The sequence below is a fragment of the Streptomyces sp. NPDC020731 genome, from assembly GCF_044334705.1.
Taxonomy (GTDB): Bacteria; Actinomycetota; Actinomycetes; order Streptomycetales; family Streptomycetaceae; genus Streptomyces.
Genome location: NZ_JBIRTN010000006.1, coordinates 188,510 through 205,919, shown reverse-complemented (window position 1 = coordinate 205,919; position 17,410 = coordinate 188,510). Strand labels below are relative to the sequence as shown.

Here is a 17,410-nt window from a genome sequence, read left to right as displayed (position 1 = left end):
GCACGGCGCACCGCCTTGGGATCGAAGGTCATTTCCCGCTGGTGGCGGGCGGGTAGGCTAGCAAAATGTGGCGGAAATCCTCGGCCCCTTCCCTGGCGACCGCCGCCGCGTATCCGGTCGGTACCGGCACGTCGGTGACCCTCCACGGACCCCGGAGTCTGCCGCGGTGGTCATCCACCACGACGCTGCCCGGCTCGGCGCCGACCCTCAGCCCAAGGCCCTGGCCCAGCCGTCCGCCTGCCGCCTTGACGCACGCTTCCTTGCGCACCCACATCCGTCCGTAGGCCTCGGTGCGCCGTCCCGCAGCCATGGCCCGCAGGCTTCTCGCCTCCGTTGGGGGAAAGTACCGCCCCGCCGTCACCAGCACCTGCTGTCCCCCGCGCAGCCGCTCGACGTCGATGCCCACGGCCCGGCCACAGGTCACGGCCAGGAGCGCCAGGTCGCCGCTGTGCGACAGGTTGAAGGCCAAGGGCTCGGCCGCCCCGGACAGGTAGGGCTTGCCGTACGTCCCGGTGCGCCAGTCCAGCAGGTGCGGGGGCTTGCCCAGGTAGGCCGCGAGAATCCGCCGGCTCGCGCCACGGGCGGACACGAACTGCCGATGCCGTTCCGGATCGGCGAAAGCGCCCGCTCGGGCCCGTTCATCGTCGGTGAGCACCTGGCGCGCCGCCGCCAAGGCCGTTGCGGACGCGGCGAGTCGTACGAGCCAGACGTGCACCTCGGCTCCGCGGGGCAAGGACGGCCGGCCCCCGGCCGCTGTCACGGCTCCGGCACGGTCGCGAGCCGACGGCGCGACAGGGTGCCGAACAGCCCGAGACGCTGCACGTTGGTCGTGCCCTCCATGTATTCCACGCTGCGCGCGTCACGCGCCAGCTTGTCCAGCAGCGGATGCTCGAGTCGCGCGCCGGCCGGGAAGAAGGTGAGCGCGGCCCGGGTGCAGTCGCACGCCAGCCGTGCCGCGGCGACCTTGGCCGCCGCCCCCAGGTGCCCGTCGTCGGGGTCGTGGTCCGCGGTCTGTGCCGCCCGGCGGGTCAGTCTGCGGACGCCCTCGATGCGGCGGGCCATGGCGTCCAGGCGGTCGCGGTCCCAGGACGTCAACGTGGACCGATTGTCCCGGACGTACTCGTACGTGGCCCGTGCCAGGCCCACTCCCATGATCGCGACCACCGGGCGCAGCAGATGGAAGGTACGCAGCCAGCCCCACATGCCCCGGCGGGTGGCCGACAGGTGGGTGCCGAGGACTCGTTCCCGCGGGACAAGCACGGAGTCAAGGGTGATCCCTCCGATCTGCGCCGCGCGCACGCCGAGCGTGTCGAGCGGTTCGCTCTTGAACCCGTCGGCCGCCGCGTCGACCACCACCGCCGCCAGCCCCAGGGGCCCGGGGCCACTGCGTGCGAAGACCACTCCGAGCTCGCCCCGCACGGCGTTACCGACGTACCGCTTGGCGCCGTCCAGGCGCATCCGGCCGTCGTCGGTGTCGGTGAGTGCCGTGCGCAGACCGACCGCGTCCGACCCTCCGGCGGGCTCGGTCAGGGCAAAGAAGGTCCAGGTGGGCTTCTGCTGGACGCGGGAGAAGAAGTAGTCCTGCTGCTGCGGACTGCCCAGCGCGGCGACCAGGACGCCGGCCATCGGCGCTCCGGGCGAGGCCAGCATCATGCCGAGGTCGCCCCAGGCGCCCTCCTCAAAGAACACCACCCGCTCCAGCGCGCTCATCAGATAGTACCGGTGCGGTCCGATGCGAAGCGGATCATCGGTGTATTCCGGCGGGATCTGCAGAGTGGCCACCCGGCTCATGGCCGGGAGGTCGAGGTGGCGCCGTACGGCATCGGGGTCGGCGTCGAGTTCGAGCGCCAGCGGCCGCATCTCCGCCGCCCACTCATGGGCCTGTCCCTGCAACAACCGCAGGCGCTCGTCCAGTTCAGGCATCGATTCCGTCCAGGGTCGGTCGCGGCAGGTAGAGGTCCGTGATCAGTTCCGATACATACGCGGCCTGCCCCGGTCCGTCGCTGAGATAGCCCGCGGCTCCGAGAAGGTTCAGCAGGTCGGTGTCGATGCCAGTGATCCGGTGGTTCACGTCGAGCATCGTCGCGAGGTCCGATGCGCCGTCGTCGAACGCGGCGAGCGTCGTCCCGGTCTCCAAGTGGCCGATCGCGATGTCGGCCAGTTGGCCTTTGACCATCTGCTGCTGCAGAAGCGGGGTGTCGCCCGCCCTCCGCTGTGCCAGCCGGGTCAGACAGGCTTCCCGTAACCGCACCGACAACCCGAAGCGCAGCCAGATCGGGGGAAGTACCCAAGCGGGGTCAGTAACCTCGGGCTCCCATCCGGTCCGGTCGAACCGGAGACCGGCCAGGCCGGCGCGGGCCGATGCCCGTGTGGTGAGATCCGTCTCCCGCAAAGCCGCACGCTCGTGCGGACCGTCGGGGAACCGCACGGTCCGGGCCGACCGGACCGTCTGTGCGGACGCGAGCACATATCCGCCCGGACCGCACCACAGGGCGTCCGGACCGGCTGCCCGGTGCAATGCCTCCAACGCGGCATGCGCGCCTTCCCGCTCCGCGTGCGCGGCAAGCCGTCGGCACAGGTCAGCTGTTACGAGCGAAGTCACCGGACGCCTCCCGCGCTCATGGGCTGCGCACTCCGACCGGTCGGCTCCATGCCGCACAGACCCAGGTAACCGAACTCCTCGTCGTAGTCGGCGATGAGTACCCGGTCACCGGCGCTCAGGCAGTCGGCGAGCACGAACCAGACGCCGGTGCACGGCTGCCCGGCCGGCGCCACCCGCACGGCACCGGCCAGAGGATGGTGCTCGACGTACGGCACCAGCGCCTCACCGCACACCACGGTGACCGGTGGACCGTCGTCGGCCAGCTGCGTCAGTGCCGCGTCCAGCGCCGCCCGCACCTGGACGGCGTCCTCGCAGGAGTGCTGTTGGGCGAAGCCGAACGGTCCGAGCGTGCCCGTGTCGGTCAGCACCAGCGCGACCGCGGCGTTCCTGGTCGCCCGCCGGTTGTCCGGGACGGGTTCGGTGTGCAGGGTCGCGGACTGGTCCATGATCCAGACAGCGGCCCGGATCACCGGACCGTCGTACACCTGGTCCAGCACCAGTCTCATGGCGGTGAAGGGAGCGACCACGCCCTGGTCCGAGACGCCCAGGACGAGGCCGGCGCCGGGCACGGCCTCCACGAGCACCGACATCGGCCAGCCCGGTTCGGCGTCGGGCGTCGCGTGGGCGAGAACAGCCATGTCGAAGCCGTCGGCCAGCTCACCGGCTGACAGGACCAGCCTGGCGGCCATGTCACGGAAGGTGGTGCGTCCCGACTCGAAGGCGTTCTCGTCGGGCACTGTGCCGAACGTGGCGAACAGGTCGGTGAAGTAGGTGCGGTCCTGGGAGGTGTACCGGCTCTCTGCTCCGAACTCGAACCGGTGCACGGCCGCGAGTCGCAGCGTTCGTCCGTCCGGGACAGGTCTGGTACCGAGGGTCGGGGGCCCGGCCACGTACACGGCGGCTACGCCTCCATCTGCTTGCGGACGAACGAGATCAGGGTGCCCACCGTCTCGAAGTCGTGTGGTTCGAGGTCGTACGGGTCGAATTCGACACCGAGGTCGTTCTCCGTCTGCATGAGCACTTCGAGGAAGCTGGTCGAGTCCAGCCCCAGGTCACCGAAGAGCTGCGCGTCGCGGCCGATCGAGGCGGGATCGCGCTGCAGCAGGCCGGCGAGCAGCCGGACGACGTCCTCCGCCACCGTGTCGGTCGCTTCCTCGGACCTGTTCCCCACGCCGGTCGTGTCCATCTGTTCGTCCTCCTTGGGCTGGTTACGGTGCTTCGGGTGTGGCCGCGGCGGCCACCGTGACCGCGACGTCGGTCAGGTCGGGCAACCGGTGACCGCGCAGCACGTCGGCCACGTCGTCCCGCTCGCGGATCAGGTGGGCCCGGCCGTCCCGTACGAGGACCTCGGCCGGGTGTCCGTGCCCGAGGAACAGTCCCGGTGACGCGGTCGGCCCGTACGCGCCGGAGCGCGACACTGCGATGAGGTCACCGGGGCGCGGCGCAGGCATCGGGACGTGCCGGCCCAGCACGTCATTGGGTGTGCACAGCGGCCCGGCGATGTTCCAGCTCTCCACGGCAGCGTCGGCGTCCCGGCCCGCGCCGGTGAGCAGGCTCATCGGGAAGTTGCGCTTGACGTAGGAGCCGATGCCGACCGCCGCCATGTGGTGGTGGGTGCCACCGTCCACGACCGCGAACGGCTCTCCCATGGACTCCTTGACGTAGCGCACCCGCACCAGGTAGGTCCCGCTGTGAGCGGTCAGATACCGGCCCAGTTCCATGGCGATCCGGGTCCCGGGACGGCGGGCCGTGAAGCGGCCGATCACCGGGTTGACCAGTCCCGCGACGACGTCCGGATCGATGTCGTGCTCGCCCTCGAAGTAGGCCACCCCGAGGCCACCACCCACGTCGACGAAGTCCAGGGGGACGTCGAGCCGTTCGGCGAGCCGCTCTGCCTGGTCGAGAATCCGCTCCGTGTTCTCGGCGACCACCGCCTCGCTCAGAATGCGCGTTCCCAGATAGGACTGGAAGCCGATGATCCGTACGGCCTCGAATCGGGCCAGCCGCTCGCGGGCCCCGTACAACTGCTCGACGTCGATGCCGAACTGCCTGCTGCGTCCGCCCATCGTCAGCTTGGCGCCCTTGACCACGAAGTCGGGGTTCACCCGCAACGCGACCTGGGTGACCACGCCGCGTTCACGCGACAGGGCGTCTACGAGCGCGAGTTCACCGAAGGACTCGCAGATGACCGCGTAGAGGCCGAGGTCCAGGCAGGCGGACAGTTCGGCACGGCTCTTGCCGGGTCCGACGAAGACGATGTCGTCCGCCGTGACCCCGGCTCGTGTGGCCGTCACCAGCTCGGCCAGCGAGGAGACCTCGGCGCGTGCGCCCAGCCCTCGCAGGAAAGCGCAAATCGCCACGTTGGGGTTCGACTTGAGGGAGAAGAACATCTCCACAGCCGGGTCGAGCCGCTGCCGTAGTCCGTGGTACTGAGCGGTGAGCACATCGCCGTCGTACACGTACAGAGGCGTACCGAACTCGTCGGCGAGGTCCCTCACGGACAGGCCCTGCACGGTGGATCCGTCTGTCATCGCCGGCCTTTCGTCAGGTCGTGGAGCCGGGTGCGGACCGCCTGGTCGATCGATTCGAGGTCCTGTTCGTCGTCGGCGACCACCACCGCGTACAGCCGGCCCTCGAAACCGCCGGAGGTGGCGGCTGCCGCGTTCACCGTGGCGAAATTGTTGACGAGCAGACCGGTGGAGTCGCCCGGACGCAGCAGCAGGCCGCCGAGTCCGCCGTCGAGTTCGTCGAAGGGGAGGCTCCGGTCGAGCTGGAGCGGGTAGTGCGTGGCCAGGGCGCAGCGCCGCTCGCCCACGAACATCTCGCGGATCCGCTCCTGGTAGGTGGACATGTTGTTCCTCGCGTTGATCTCGGTCACCGGGTAGACGCCGCCGTCCGGGTCGACCATGGCGTCCACGCCGACGACGCCGACGTACCCGTCGGCCGCGAGCAGTTTGCCGATGGCGAGCGCGGCGGCCCGCAGTTCGGCGAGCTGAGCGTCGGTGAGACGCGCCGGGATGCGGTGTCCGCGGTGTGCGCCGGCCTCGGTCAGGGCCTCCTTGACGAAGTCGAACCGGACGGTGCCCGCACGGTCGACCGTCATCTGGTAGTTGAGGTCCATGTGCTTGTCGACCCACTCCTCGAAGAGGAGCGACAGACCACCCTCGGCGTGCCGGCCGACCATGCGCTGGAGGCGTTGCAGCGCCGCCTCCTCGCGGATGACCAGCAACCCCTTGCCGGAGACCCCGAATGCGTCTTTCGCGACGACCGGAATGCCACCGAGCAGCCGTCCGCGCGCCCAGGCGCATGCCTCGGTCAGCTCCGTGACATCGCGGCAGACCCGGCCGTCCGGCTGACGCAGGCCCACGCGGTCCGCGAGCAGACGGCTGTAGATCTTGCTGTTGACCTTCTTGCAGACCGCGGCCCCGGCGCCGGCGAACGGCAGCCCGGTCACGGAGGCCAACTCCTCCTCCGCAGCGGACACCCCGTGGGGCCAGAGCCACGCGCCCGCGTCACCGAGTTCAGCGAGCCGGGCCAGCAGCGCGGTGTCGGCCATGACGTCGGCGGTGACCGGGCGCCGGGGATCCTGCCGTGCGGGGCTCAGGATCTGCGGCAGTTGGAAGCCGAGATCCGTCAGGTAGGAAACATAGTCCGGGTCGGGCGCGGCCTTGACCACCACATGGTCGCGGGGGCCTCCCAGGAGCAGGGTGAACTCGTCCATGCGGTTGACGATGACCGTGCTCGCAGTGGAGGACATCCGCGGCAGTCCGCGTTCACCGACCGCCCAGTACTGCTCGACCTCGAAGTTACCGAGGAGCACCAGTGGCACGTCGGCGCCCGACAGCGCCCGGCGTAGCCGATCGGTCGCCGTGTTCGGCGAAGTTGTCACCCTCGCTCCTAGTGCTCGAACGTCATGGCGGAGAAAGTGGCGCCCAAACCGACCGCGGTCATCACATACTTGTGGCCCGGCTGGAGCCGGCCCTGGTCGCGTGCGGTGCGGTAGTTGGCGAAGGCGTCGGCACCGAAGCAGTGACCGGTGCGCGGCAGATTGTCCAGAAACAGCCGGTCCACCCGGCGCAGCCCCAGCCGGCGCAGCACACGCAGCCACGACATCCGGTTGACGTTGTGCGGCAGGATCAGTTCGATCTGGTCCAGTTCCAGGCCCGCGTGCTCGGTCGCCGCGCGGATCACCTCGGCCAGCGCCGACGGATAGAGTTGCTGGAAGTGTTCCTCCGCCTCCTCGCTGAGCCATGCGCCGTCGTGGAACTCGCCGTACGTGCGGGTGGCGTAGGACAGCATCCGATCGCGTCGGCCGTCTGCGCCGACCAGGACCGCGGTGGTGCCCTCCCCCATGACCCCGCTGTTGACGATGACCTGGGCACAGGAGGTGAACGCCTTCTCTCCACTGAGCACCAGGACCAGCCCCTCCTCATCCCCCGCGCCGGCGAGCATGCGGCCGGCCAGGTCAACGGCGAGGAGCGAACTGGCGCACGCGTGCTGAGTGACGGAGAACGCCTGGGCGTGCTCCAGGCCGAGCTTCCGGCGTGCCTCCTGCAACGGATTCGCCGGGTAGGGCGCGACGACGGGCATCGTGCGCCCGTGCAGGACGTAACGGATGCGGTGTCGCACGCGGGACAGACTTTCCAGAGCGGCCCCGGCAGCCACCAGGTCCTCCGCCAGCGTGGTGCCGGCGCCGAAGCGGATCTCGGAGAAGCCGAAGTACCGCTCGTGCAGTCGGATGCGTGACTCGGAGAAGCCATGTCCGCGCAAGTGGTCGTCGATACTCACCCGGCGCGGGGGCAGATAGGTCGCGACGTCGGCAAGACAGGTCAAGTCGTCCCCACCTTCAGGAGAGTGATTGCCCCACAGGTTCCGCAGTGGAGCACGCGGCGATAAGGCTCACCCGGGCGACCGAGTGACCGGGCCACCTGGCTATGTCGGAAGGAGGGGAGCGCCGGGCCCGTCGTATCGGCGAGACTCGATCCGCGTGGAGACCCTCGACGATCCGTATCACTGGCCCGCGACCCGCGTGGCAGCAGCCATCGCACGACGGGACCTGTCCGCCAGGGAGTATCTCGGGCTGTTGCTCAGCCGTGTCTCCCGGTACAACTCCGACCTCAACCTGGTGACCACCATCGACGAACGTGCCTTGCGGTGGGCGAAGGACGCCGACGACGCGACGGTGCGTGGCGCACCGACCGGGAGACTGCACGGGGTGCCGATGACTGTGAAGGACAGTCTGAGCACTGCCGGACTGCGGACCACCGCGGGCGCCGTCGAACTCACCGGGCACGTGCCCGGTGAGGACGCCGAGGCGGTGGGTGCGCTGCGCCGGGCCGGGGCGGTCGTCTTCGGCAAGACGAACGTGCCCGCGCACTGCATGGACGTGCAGACCGCCAACGACGTCTTCGGCGTCTCACGCAATCCCTGGCGGCCCGACCGCACTCCGGGGGGTTCCTCGGGTGGCGGCGCCGGGGCCGTGGCCGCCGGACTGACGTCGGCGGAGCTGGGCTCCGACATCGCCGGTTCGATCCGCATCCCCGCCGGCAACTGCGGCGTCTTCGGGCACAAGCCGAGCTTCGGCATCGTGCCTCTGGGCGGACACCTTCCGCCGTACCAGCCGACTCGGCCTGACCTGGCGGTCGTGGGGCCTCTGGGGCGCAGCGTCGACGATCTGCGCCTCCTGCTCGACGTGATCACGGCACCGCATCCCTTCGACCGGCCCGCCTGGCGGCTCGCGTTGCCTCCCGCGCGGCAGGTGCAGCGCGTCGCGGTCTGGGCAGACGACCCTTACTGCCCGGTCGACGGGGAGGTGCGCGCCGCTGTCACCCGGGCCGGGCTGCTGCTGGCCGAGGCCGGCATCGTGGTCGAACCCTCCTCTCCTCCAGGGGTGACCCTCGCGACGAACGATGAGATCCTGCGGCGGTCACTGGCAGGCGCTGTGCCCGCCGCCGACAGCGGGGAACGGGATTCGCCGGGCGGGGGCCTGGGGGCCGAGTTCGCCTCCCAACGGCATCATGACTGGCTGCGGGCACAGGACCGACGGACCCGGATCAGACGGGCCTGGCGGAGTTTCTTCCAGTGGTACGACGTCCTCCTGCTGCCCGTGTCGGCGAGCCCGGCGATCCCCCACGACCAGCGAGCGTTCACCGAGCGCCGGATCGTCGTCGACGGGGTCGAGCGCCCGTACTGGGACCAGATCGTGTGGGCCGGCCTGGCCGGGGTGAGTCATCTGCCCGCCACCGTCGTGCCGGTCCGGCTCGACGCCTCCGGCACTCCGGTCGGTGTGGCACTGGTCGGCCCGTACCTGGAGGACCTGACCACCTTGGCTGCGGCGGACTTGCTGGCCGAGCGAGTGGGGGGCATCGGTGTGCCGCCCTTGGCCTCGCCGCCGATCGACCCGCCGTGAAGGGTGCCTGGGACCTTCAAGGAGCGCCCGCGACCTCGAAGGGGTGCCTGTGACGTCGAAGGAAGGCCCGCGACCGTGAAGGAGTGCCTGTGGACGCAACCATGACCATCGCCGGCAGTGCCGTGACCGGCACCGCGCCACTGCCGGTGGAGAATCCCGCGACCGGTGAGGTGTTCGCGACCGCGCCCGACTGTTCACCCGACGTACTCGACCGAGCCGTCGGCGCCGCCACCCACGCCTTCCGCGGCTGGGCGGGGCGCACGGAGGAGGACCGGCGGGCGCACCTCATCGCCTGCGGTGCCGCGCTGGCGGCGCGGGCCGAGGAGGTAGCCCGGCTGTTGACCCGGGAACAGGGCAAGCCTCTGGTCCAGGCCCGGGCCGAAGTCGCCCTGGCCGCAGAATGGTTCGGCCATACTGCCGGTCTGTCGCTGACTCCCGAGTCCCTCGCCGACGACGGGCGGACACGGGTCGCTCTGCACCGGGTACCGCACGGTGTGGTGGCCGCCATCAGTCCGTCGAACTTCCCTGTCATCCTGGCCGTGACCAAGGTCGCCCCGGCTCTGCTCGCAGGCAACACCGTGGTGCTCAAGCCGTCCCCGCTCACCCCGCTGTCCACCCTGTTGCTGGGGCGGATCCTCGACGACGTGCTGCCGGCCGGAGTGCTCAACGTCGTCTCCGGTGCCGGACGGCTCGGCGCGGCCCTGGCCGGGCATGCCGGTGTACGGCTCGTATCGTTCACCGGGTCCGTGGCGACCGGCCGGGAGATCGCCCGCCGGGCAGCCGTTGACTTCAGACCCGTGGTGCTGGAACTCGGCGGCAACGACGCCTCCGTCGTGCTGCCCGGCTCCGACCCGGCCGAAGTCGCCCGGCGGGTGCTCGCGGCGGCGATGGTGAACAGTGGCCAGTTCTGCGCGGCAGTGAAGCGCGTCTACGTCCCCCTGGCCGACCACCGGGAGTTCGTCGAATCGGTCAGCGTACAGGCACGGGCACTCGTGGTGGGCGACGGCGCCGACGACGACACCGACATCGGCCCGCTGGTCAGCGCGGACCAAGCGGCCCGGGTAGCCGGGTTCGTGACCGAGGCACGGCAGGCCGGGGCCCGGATCGTCACGGGCGGGCACCGGCTCGACCGCCCCGGACACTTTCACGCTCCCACGGTGGTGACCGATCTCCCGGCCGGCACCCGGTTGGAGAAGGAGGAGCAGTTCGGCCCGGTGCTCCCGGTCATCGCGTACGAGACCGTGGCCGAAGCCGTCACACGCGCCAACGCCACCGAGTTCGGTCTCGGCGGGTCGGTGTGGGGACCGCAGCCGCTCGCCGACGAGGTCGCCGCCGCGCTCGACTGCGGGACGGTGTGGCTCAACCACCACGGCGACCTGCGGCACGACGCTCCGTTCGGCGGTACCCGCAGTTCCGGCGTGGGCGTCGAGTACGGCCGCTGGGGGTTGCTGGAGTACACCCGGATCAAGGTGGTGAACGCCCGGATGACACCGACAGCCGGCTGAGCCGGGTCGCCGGGCAATCCCCACCGCCCGCCGGGTGATCCGGCGGGCCGTCATCCGGCGTCAGGCAGGTGCGCCGCGGCCAGGTAACTGCGCGGCAGCCCCGGCAGGTCGGCGGGGTTCGCCCGCCGGGGCCACCGTCCGTATGCGGCGTCGGGGAACCCCGGCTCGGTCACCACGTCGACGTGCCAGCCGCATCCGCTGAGGAAGCCCGCCGGATCGTCCGTGCCGAACTGCCAGGGGCTGCCCGCCTCGGCCAGCCGGTCGAGGAACTCGCGGGTGTACGGCAGCCGGAAGACGCCGGTGCCGATCAGGTCCACCGCCAGCCGAGTCCCCGGCGCGCAGACCGTGCCGACTTGTTCGAGCACCGAGTGGGCGAGTCGCTCGGGCAGATAGAACAGCACGCCCTCGGCGAACCACACCGACGGCTCATCGGGCCGGTATCCCGCATCGAGCAGCGCGGACACCCAGTCGCCGGCCAGGTCGGCAGGCACCACCCGGCGTGCGCAGCGAGCGCGCAGCCCGCTCTCGCGCAGCCGTTCCTCCTTGTAGGCGAGCAGGTCGGCCTGGTCGACCTCGAACAGCGTCGTGCCCTCGTGCCATGACAGGCGGATCGCACGTGCGTCCAGTCCGGCACCGAGCCCGACCACTTGGCGGACGTCCGGACCATCGGGCGCGGTGAGGAAGTCGTCGAACCAGCGGGTCCGAACAGCCAGGAACGGGTTGCCCTCGTCGGCCGCGTGCCGCGTGTGGAAGTGGCGGAGCAGTTCCGGTCCTTCGCGCCCGGCGAGGCGGGCCGCGAGCGGATCGGTGAAAAGTCGGTCCGGGCGGCTGCTCTCCCGTGCCCGGGCTGCAGCGGTCCACAGAGCCGTCCTCGCCACCGATCCGATCGTGTTCGCGCCGGAGGTCGCCGTCCAGGGAGTTGAGGTCATGCCTTCGAGGCTAGTGACGGACCGCGCGCAGGAGCAGGCCGCCGTTCGGGTATGGCCGCCCTGCCACACTGCGGGGCGCCTGCTCGGCGCTCCCGCGGCCGGCGGACGGCCAGCATGCTGATCCCAGTGTTACCGCCCGGACTTCCCCTGCCGTCCCCTCCGCCCGAACGGAAGGATGCCGTGCACGCGATCGTTCTCGCCGGTGGCAAGGGCACCCGCCTGCTGCCACGCACCGAGCAGCTACCGAAGCCGCTCCTCCGGTTCGGCCCCTATCCGTTGCTGGAGATCATCGTCCGCCGGCTGCGCAGCGCCGGTTTCACCCGAGTGACCCTGTGCGTCTCCCACCTCGGCGAAATGATCGAGGAGGCGTTCGGCGACGGTCACCGGCTGGATGTGGAGATCGACTATGTGAGGGACGAGGCGCCGCTCGGCACCGCGGCACCGCTGCTTGCCGTGCGCGAGTGGCGGGCGCCGGCCGTGGTCACCAACGGCGATGTGCTCAGCGCCGTCGACTTCGCGGAGTTGTACCGCGCCCATCGGCACAGGACGGGTGGCCTGACCGTGGTGGTGCACCGCCTGCACGCGCCGATCAGCTACGGCGTGGTCGATACCGACGGCACTGATCGGATCACGGCGATCCGGGAGAAGCCACTGCTCCCGGTCGACGTGGCCGCGGGCGTCTACGTGGCCGATCCGGCGGTGCGCCGGTACATACCGGCGGGTACGCCGCTCGACATGCCGGAGCTGATCGAGCGGCTGATCGCCGGCGCCCAGCGGGTCGGGGCCTACCGGTTCGACGGTCCGTGGCACGACATCGGTGACCCCGACTCGTACCAGGCGGCCCAACTCGATTTCGCCGCCTCCCCGGAGCGCTATCTGCGGGCGGACACCGAACCGCCCGCCCCGGCCGCGGCTTCCCCCTTCGTGCTGTCCGACACCAGCCTTCAGGAGCACCGTTGACCAGCAGCAACGACACGTCGATGCGGTCCGCCGAAGTGGTCGCCACCGAGATGGGTGATCTTCTCGTACGGTCCCCGCTGGCCCCGGGCGAGGACTTCTTCCTCAGTGGCGGCGACTCGCTTCGCGCGGTGGAGCTGATCTCCCGGTTGGTGGCGCGATTCGGAGCCGACGAGGAGAGCGCCGACCGGTTGCGCGCGGCCCTGCTCCTGGCCGTGTTCGACGAGGCGACCCCGGCGGCGCTCGCCCAGATCCTCGACACCGAACTCGCCTGAGACACCGGGATGGACATCACAGCCGAACTCGCGAGGCGTCGCACGGAGAGTCCCCGCGCACCCGCGGTGTCCGTCCGCCGGCAGGACGGATGGGAGTCGGTCGACTGGGGCACCCTGCACGACAACTCCCACAAGGCCGCAGGCGCGGCCGCCGGTCTGCCGCCCGGCCCGGTGGCACTCGTCCTGGACAACTCACCGGCCGGTGTGGCCGTGCTGTTCGGTCTGCTGATCGCCGGTGTGGCCGTCGCCCCGCTGGAGCCGGACACCTCCCAGCTCGCCGACGTGCGTTCGCCGGTACGGCGTGTCTCGGCCACGGTGGTGGGTCCGCCGGGAGGTACCGCCACGACGGCCGGACCGCCGGATCTCACCTACCCGGACCTGCTGACCGGCAGGCAGCGCGACGCCGTGCCGCCCGGTCACGAGGGAGAGGTGCTCCAGCTGACCTCGGGGTCGACCGGTACGCCCAAGCTGGCCCGCCAGCCGGCCGGCAACGCGGTCCGTGGCGCGCGCCTCTACCGTGACCTGCATGACCTCGGCCCGGACGACGTGCTGCTGGCGGCGGTGCCGCTGGCGCACTCGTTCGGTCTTGTCGGAGCGCTCACGACGGCCCTTGTCACCGGTGCCCATCTGCGGACCGGCGAGCGGTTCAGCACCCGGGCGGTGCTGGACGGCCTGGAGCGGGATGCCACCGTGCTGTTGTCGACGCCGTTGGGCTGCCGGCTGCTCGCCGGGGCGATCGGGCCGCACGGTCGCCGCACCGGCTTACGGGTGGCCCTGTGCTCCGGCGGCCCGCTGTCACCCGAGGTCGCCGCTTCGGCGGCGGACCGGCTCGGCGTACCCGTCCGGCAGGTGTACGGGTCCACCGAGACGGGGTTGATCGCATGCCGGCACGGCCACGCCGAGGACGGACCGGCCGATGCCCTGGGCGTGATGGCACCGGGCGTCTCCTGGCGGCTGCGGACCGGGAACGGCGAGCTGACCGAATACGGCGAGGGCACGCTGCTGGTGCGCACGTCCACGATGCTGCTGGGCCATCGAGGCACGGACCGGCCGCCCGAGTACGACCGCGGCTGGTACGTCACCGGTGACACGGCACGGGTGGACGCCGCCGGCCGGGTCACCGTACTGGGCCGCAAGGCGTCGTTCGTCAACGTCGGCGGCCGAAAGGTGAACGCGGGACGCGTGGAGGCGGTCGTAGGCGACTGCCCCGGGGTGCGTGAGGCAGCCGCCTACGGCGTGGTGAACAGCTCGCAGGAAGAGGAACTGTGGGCCGCCCTCGTACTCGAGGACGGTTACGGACCGGAGGATGTCATGTCTTACTGCCGATCGCGCCTGACCCCCTACGAGACACCGCACCACCTGCAGGTCGTCACCGCGTTGCCGCGCAACGCGATGGGCAAAGTCGTCCGAGGCGCACTGCCCGGAGCCGGTGCATGAGCGGGTACGTCGCCGTGGTCGGACTCGGCTACGTGGGACTTCCGCTGGCGGTCTCCTTCGCCGCCGCCGGCCAGGCGGTGATCGGCGTCGACACCTCGCCCGCGGTACGCCGGGCGGTGCGCGAGTCCCGGGCGCCGTTCTTCGAACCGGGACTGGACGCCGCGCTGGCGGCACTTCCGGAGGGCCTCCTCGCTGTGGCCGACGCGCTTCCCGAGGAACCGCCGGACACCGTGGTGATCTGCGTCGGCACACCGGTCGACCGAGCAACCGATGAACCCGACCTCACCAACCTGGCCGCCGCGGTGGACACCGTCGCTCCTCGCATCGGCGCCCAAACCCTGGTGGTGGTGCGCAGTACGGTACCGGTCGGCACATGCCGCGGGGTGGTGTTGCCCCGGCTGCTCGAGCGGCATCCGCAACCGCACCTGGCGTTCGCCCCGGAACGCATGATCCAGGGCAGGGCGCTGGCGGAGATGTCCTCGCTGCCGCAGATCATCGGAGGCCTGGACGAGCGGTCGGTGCTGCGGGCGGCCGAGCTGCACGCCGTGCTCGGTTCGGATCCGGTCACCGTGTCCTCGCTGGAGGCAGCCGAAATGATCAAGCTGATCTGTAACGCGCACACGGACCTGATCTACGGCTTCGGCAACGAGGTCGCACTGATGGCGAGCGCCCTCGGCCTGGATGCCGAGGAACTGATCCGGTCCGCGAACCTGCGCTATCCGCGTCCGGACCTCTCCCGGCCCGGATATGTCGGCGGTAGCTGTCTGACCAAGGACCCCTACCTGCTGATGCACTCGGCTGCCTCGGCCGGCTACCGGCCGCCCATGGTCGAGGCGGCGCGCCGGGTCAACGAGAGCGTGCCGAACCTGCTGGCCCGTTCGCTGCTCGACGAGCTGGCCCGCACCGGCGTCGCTCCCTCGCGGGCCAAGGTCCTGGTGTGCGGCATGGCGTACAAGGGGCGGCCCGAGACGGACGACGTGCGAGGTTCCGCCGCCGGTCCGGTCGCCGAACTGCTCGGCGGTGCGGTCGCCACGCTGGCCGGGCACGACTTCCGGGTGCCGCCGGAGCAGATCAAGGCATTGGGGTTCGAACCGATGGCCCTGGACGACGGGCTGGCCGGGGCCGATGCCGTCCTGCTGCTGACCGACCACGAGGACTACGGGAAACTCACCGCCGACCTCCTGCGCCCGCTCCTGCGCGGCCCGCGGCTGGTGCTGGACACGTGGGGCCTGCTCGACACCACGCTGTCGAACGAGCCGGAGCTGCGCTACCTGAGGTTCGGACGTGGCTGAGCGCGTCCTGGTCACGGGCGGCGCGGGCTTCATCGGGCTGCATCTGGTCCGACGGTTGCTTGCCGACGGTGCCGAGGTAACCGTACTGGACGACTTCTCCCGGGGGCGAGAGGACAGCGCGCTGCTCGAGGTACGGGACCATGTGACGGTGGTGCCGTACGACCTGCGCCGACCGATCGACTCCACGCATCTGAAAGGCGATTGGGACACCGTCTACCACCTCGCCGCGGTCGTCGGCGTGGCCCGCGCCCAGCAGCGGCCCGCACACGTCCTGCGGACGAACGTCCTGACGACCGTCAACCTGCTCGACTGGTGTGAGCGGCATCCGCCCCGGACGCTCTTCCTCAGTTCCACCAGTGAGGTCGCCGACGGCGCAATGGCGTTGGGGCTGAGTTCCTTCCCGGCTTCCGAGACGGTTCCCTTCGCGGTGCCCGACCCGCACGCTCCCCGGGCCTCGTACGCACTGAGCAAGGTGGTCTCCGAGGCGCTGGCCCTGCACGCGGGCAAGGACACCCGCATGAGGATCGCCCGATACCACAACGTGTACGGCGCCCGGATGGGCCACTCGCACGTCATCCCTCAGTTCATCGACCGGCTGCAGCGCGGTGAGAACCCGTTCCGTGTCTACGGTCCGACCCAGACCAGGTCGTTCTGTCACGTCGACGACGCGATCGACGCAACGGTCGCGCTGGCCCGGCTGCCCCACGCCGATCCCCGCGTCGTCAACATCGGCAACGACCAGGAGGAGATCGCCGCGATCGATCTGGCCCGGCTCCTGTTCGATCTGGCGGGATGCCGGCCACGGCTGGAACTGCTCGCTCCTCCCCCGGGGTCACCACAACGACGATTGCCCGACCTGAGCGCGGCACGCCGGTGGCTGGACTACCGGCCGCGCGTCGCACTGGTCGACGGTCTTCGGCGCACCTTCGACTGGTACACCGAGAACGCTGCCGGGGAGGCACGATGAGAGCTGTCGTCTATCGCGGGCCACGTCATGTCGAGCTGGTCGCACGAGCCGCGCCACGGCTGCAGGGCCCCCGGGATGCGCTGGTCCGGGTGACCCGCTCCGCCATCTGCGGCACCGACCTGCATCCGTACCGCGGAGAGCTGGCCGGATTCCGACCCGACACGGTGCTCGGTCACGAGTTCGTCGGCGTGGTCGCCGAAACCGGCAGTGAGGTGGATCTGCCTCTCGGCACCCGTGTGGTGGCGTCCGACGTGGTGGCGTGCGGTCGCTGTGCCTCCTGTGCACGCGGTTGGCACTACCAGTGCGACCAGGTCGGTCTGTTCGGCTACTCCGACGTTGTGGGCCGGCCGCTGGACGGCGGGCAAGCGGAGCTGGTCCGGGTGCCGTTCGCCGACACAGTTCTTTCCGTCTGCCCGGACGAGCTCAGCGACGAGCAGATGCTGTTCGTGGGCGACGTCCTCAGTACCGGATACGCAGCGGCGGCTGCCACCAGGATCACTCCCGGCGACGTGGTCGGCGTCGTCGGTGCCGGACCTGTGGGCCTGCTGTCCGCGCTGTGTCTACGGCTCTGCGGCGCGGCGTTGGTGGTACTGGCCGACCCGGAGGCACGCCGACGGACCGCCGCGCGGTCGTTGGGGCTGGAAGCAACGACGCCGACCGAGTTGCCCGCGGTGTTGCAGGCTGCGGCCGGTGGGAGTGGTGCCCGGGCCGTAGTCGAGGCGGTGGGCAGTGCCGCCGCCCTCGACTGCGCGATCGACGCCGCCGGGCAGCACGCCACGGTCGTCGTGGTCGGCGCGCCGAGCACCGAGCCACCCCCACTGGCCGTCCAACGTGCCTTCGCAAACGAGCTGACGCTTCGCTTCGTGGTGGGCGACCCGATCCGTGACGGGGAAAGGGTCACCGCCCTGGTCCGCGCCGGCCTGCTGGATCCGACCGTGGTCGTGTCGCACCGGCTTCCGTTGACTGACGCCGTGGAGGCGTATCAGCTCTTCGACCGCCGAGAGGCAGTCAAAGTGATCATGGTGCACGAGGACTGA

17 protein-coding genes are annotated in these 17,410 nt (G+C 70.7%); 8 read left to right on the top strand and 9 right to left on the bottom strand.

Annotated elements, in window-relative coordinates; genetic code table 11:
* Window positions 1–28 precede the first annotated feature (28 nt).
* The 8 genes from ACH4VX_RS11685 to ACH4VX_RS11650 form a co-directional block, all read right to left on the bottom strand.
* On the bottom strand, window positions 29–715 hold the full coding sequence (locus tag ACH4VX_RS11685) for a 4'-phosphopantetheinyl transferase family protein (protein ID WP_398367187.1): 687 nt from the start codon (window positions 713–715) through the stop codon (window positions 29–31).
* 41 nt (window positions 716–756) lie between these two features.
* Complete coding sequence (locus ACH4VX_RS11680; RefSeq protein WP_398367186.1) at window positions 757–1,923, bottom strand: acyl-CoA dehydrogenase family protein; 1,167 nt, start codon at window positions 1,921–1,923, stop codon at window positions 757–759.
* A complete protein-coding gene (locus ACH4VX_RS11675) occupies window positions 1,916–2,428 on the bottom strand; it encodes a hypothetical protein (RefSeq protein WP_398367185.1) in 513 nt (170 codons plus the stop codon). The genes ACH4VX_RS11680 and ACH4VX_RS11675 overlap by 8 nt, the downstream gene beginning before the upstream one ends.
* Window positions 2,429–2,598: 170 nt before the next feature.
* A complete protein-coding gene (locus ACH4VX_RS11670; RefSeq protein WP_398367184.1) occupies window positions 2,599–3,426 on the bottom strand; it encodes a hypothetical protein in 828 nt (275 codons plus the stop codon).
* A 77-nt stretch (window positions 3,427–3,503) separates the two neighbouring features.
* Complete coding sequence (locus tag ACH4VX_RS11665; RefSeq protein ID WP_398367183.1) at window positions 3,504–3,788, bottom strand: acyl carrier protein; 285 nt, start codon at window positions 3,786–3,788, stop codon at window positions 3,504–3,506.
* A 22-nt stretch (window positions 3,789–3,810) separates the two neighbouring features.
* The gene (locus ACH4VX_RS11660) at window positions 3,811–5,133 is read right to left on the bottom strand and encodes a type III PLP-dependent enzyme (protein WP_398367182.1); all 1,323 of its coding nucleotides are present in this window, start codon (window positions 5,131–5,133) and stop codon (window positions 3,811–3,813) included.
* The gene (locus ACH4VX_RS11655) at window positions 5,130–6,491 is read right to left on the bottom strand and encodes an ATP-grasp domain-containing protein (protein WP_398367181.1); all 1,362 of its coding nucleotides are present in this window, start codon (window positions 6,489–6,491) and stop codon (window positions 5,130–5,132) included. The genes ACH4VX_RS11660 and ACH4VX_RS11655 overlap by 4 nt, the downstream gene beginning before the upstream one ends.
* An 8-nt stretch (window positions 6,492–6,499) precedes the next feature.
* Window positions 6,500–7,435, bottom strand: a complete 936-nt coding sequence (locus tag ACH4VX_RS11650) for a 3-oxoacyl-[acyl-carrier-protein] synthase III C-terminal domain-containing protein (RefSeq protein WP_398367180.1) — start codon at window positions 7,433–7,435, stop codon at window positions 6,500–6,502.
* 154 nt (window positions 7,436–7,589) lie between these two features.
* Here ACH4VX_RS11650 and ACH4VX_RS11645 point away from each other — a divergent pair, with 154 nt between their 5' ends.
* Together ACH4VX_RS11645 and ACH4VX_RS11640 are read left to right on the top strand one after the other, a co-directional pair.
* Complete coding sequence (locus ACH4VX_RS11645; protein WP_398367179.1) at window positions 7,590–9,011, top strand: amidase family protein; 1,422 nt, start codon at window positions 7,590–7,592, stop codon at window positions 9,009–9,011.
* A gap of 89 nt (window positions 9,012–9,100) precedes the next feature.
* Entirely contained in the window at window positions 9,101–10,516 is a 1,416-nt protein-coding gene (locus ACH4VX_RS11640; RefSeq protein WP_398367178.1) for an aldehyde dehydrogenase family protein, read from the top strand.
* A gap of 50 nt (window positions 10,517–10,566) precedes the next feature.
* On the opposite strand, the gene ACH4VX_RS11635 is transcribed toward ACH4VX_RS11640, so the two are convergent.
* Window positions 10,567–11,445: an SAM-dependent methyltransferase gene (locus ACH4VX_RS11635; protein WP_398367177.1), complete on the bottom strand. Its 879-nt coding sequence runs from the start codon at window positions 11,443–11,445 to the stop codon at window positions 10,567–10,569.
* Window positions 11,446–11,625: 180 nt separating this feature from the next.
* Here ACH4VX_RS11635 and ACH4VX_RS11630 point away from each other — a divergent pair, with 180 nt between their 5' ends.
* From ACH4VX_RS11630 to ACH4VX_RS11605, 6 genes are read left to right on the top strand one after another with little or no spacing between them, the layout of a single operon-like run.
* Window positions 11,626–12,405, top strand: coding sequence for an NDP-sugar synthase (locus ACH4VX_RS11630; protein WP_398367175.1), 780 nt, complete (start codon window positions 11,626–11,628; stop codon window positions 12,403–12,405).
* On the top strand, window positions 12,402–12,677 hold the full coding sequence (locus ACH4VX_RS11625) for a phosphopantetheine-binding protein (protein ID WP_398367174.1): 276 nt from the start codon (window positions 12,402–12,404) through the stop codon (window positions 12,675–12,677). Before ACH4VX_RS11630 ends, ACH4VX_RS11625 begins: the two co-directional genes overlap by 4 nt.
* 9 nt (window positions 12,678–12,686) lie before the next feature.
* Window positions 12,687–14,114, top strand: coding sequence for a class I adenylate-forming enzyme family protein (locus ACH4VX_RS11620; RefSeq protein ID WP_398367173.1), 1,428 nt, complete (start codon window positions 12,687–12,689; stop codon window positions 14,112–14,114).
* Window positions 14,111–15,406, top strand: coding sequence for a nucleotide sugar dehydrogenase (locus tag ACH4VX_RS11615; RefSeq protein WP_398367171.1), 1,296 nt, complete (start codon window positions 14,111–14,113; stop codon window positions 15,404–15,406). The genes ACH4VX_RS11620 and ACH4VX_RS11615 overlap by 4 nt, the downstream gene beginning before the upstream one ends.
* Complete coding sequence (locus tag ACH4VX_RS11610) at window positions 15,399–16,373, top strand: NAD-dependent epimerase/dehydratase family protein (protein ID WP_398367170.1); 975 nt, start codon at window positions 15,399–15,401, stop codon at window positions 16,371–16,373. Before ACH4VX_RS11615 ends, ACH4VX_RS11610 begins: the two co-directional genes overlap by 8 nt.
* Complete coding sequence (locus ACH4VX_RS11605) at window positions 16,370–17,410, top strand: alcohol dehydrogenase catalytic domain-containing protein (RefSeq protein ID WP_398367169.1); 1,041 nt, start codon at window positions 16,370–16,372, stop codon at window positions 17,408–17,410. The genes ACH4VX_RS11610 and ACH4VX_RS11605 overlap by 4 nt, the downstream gene beginning before the upstream one ends.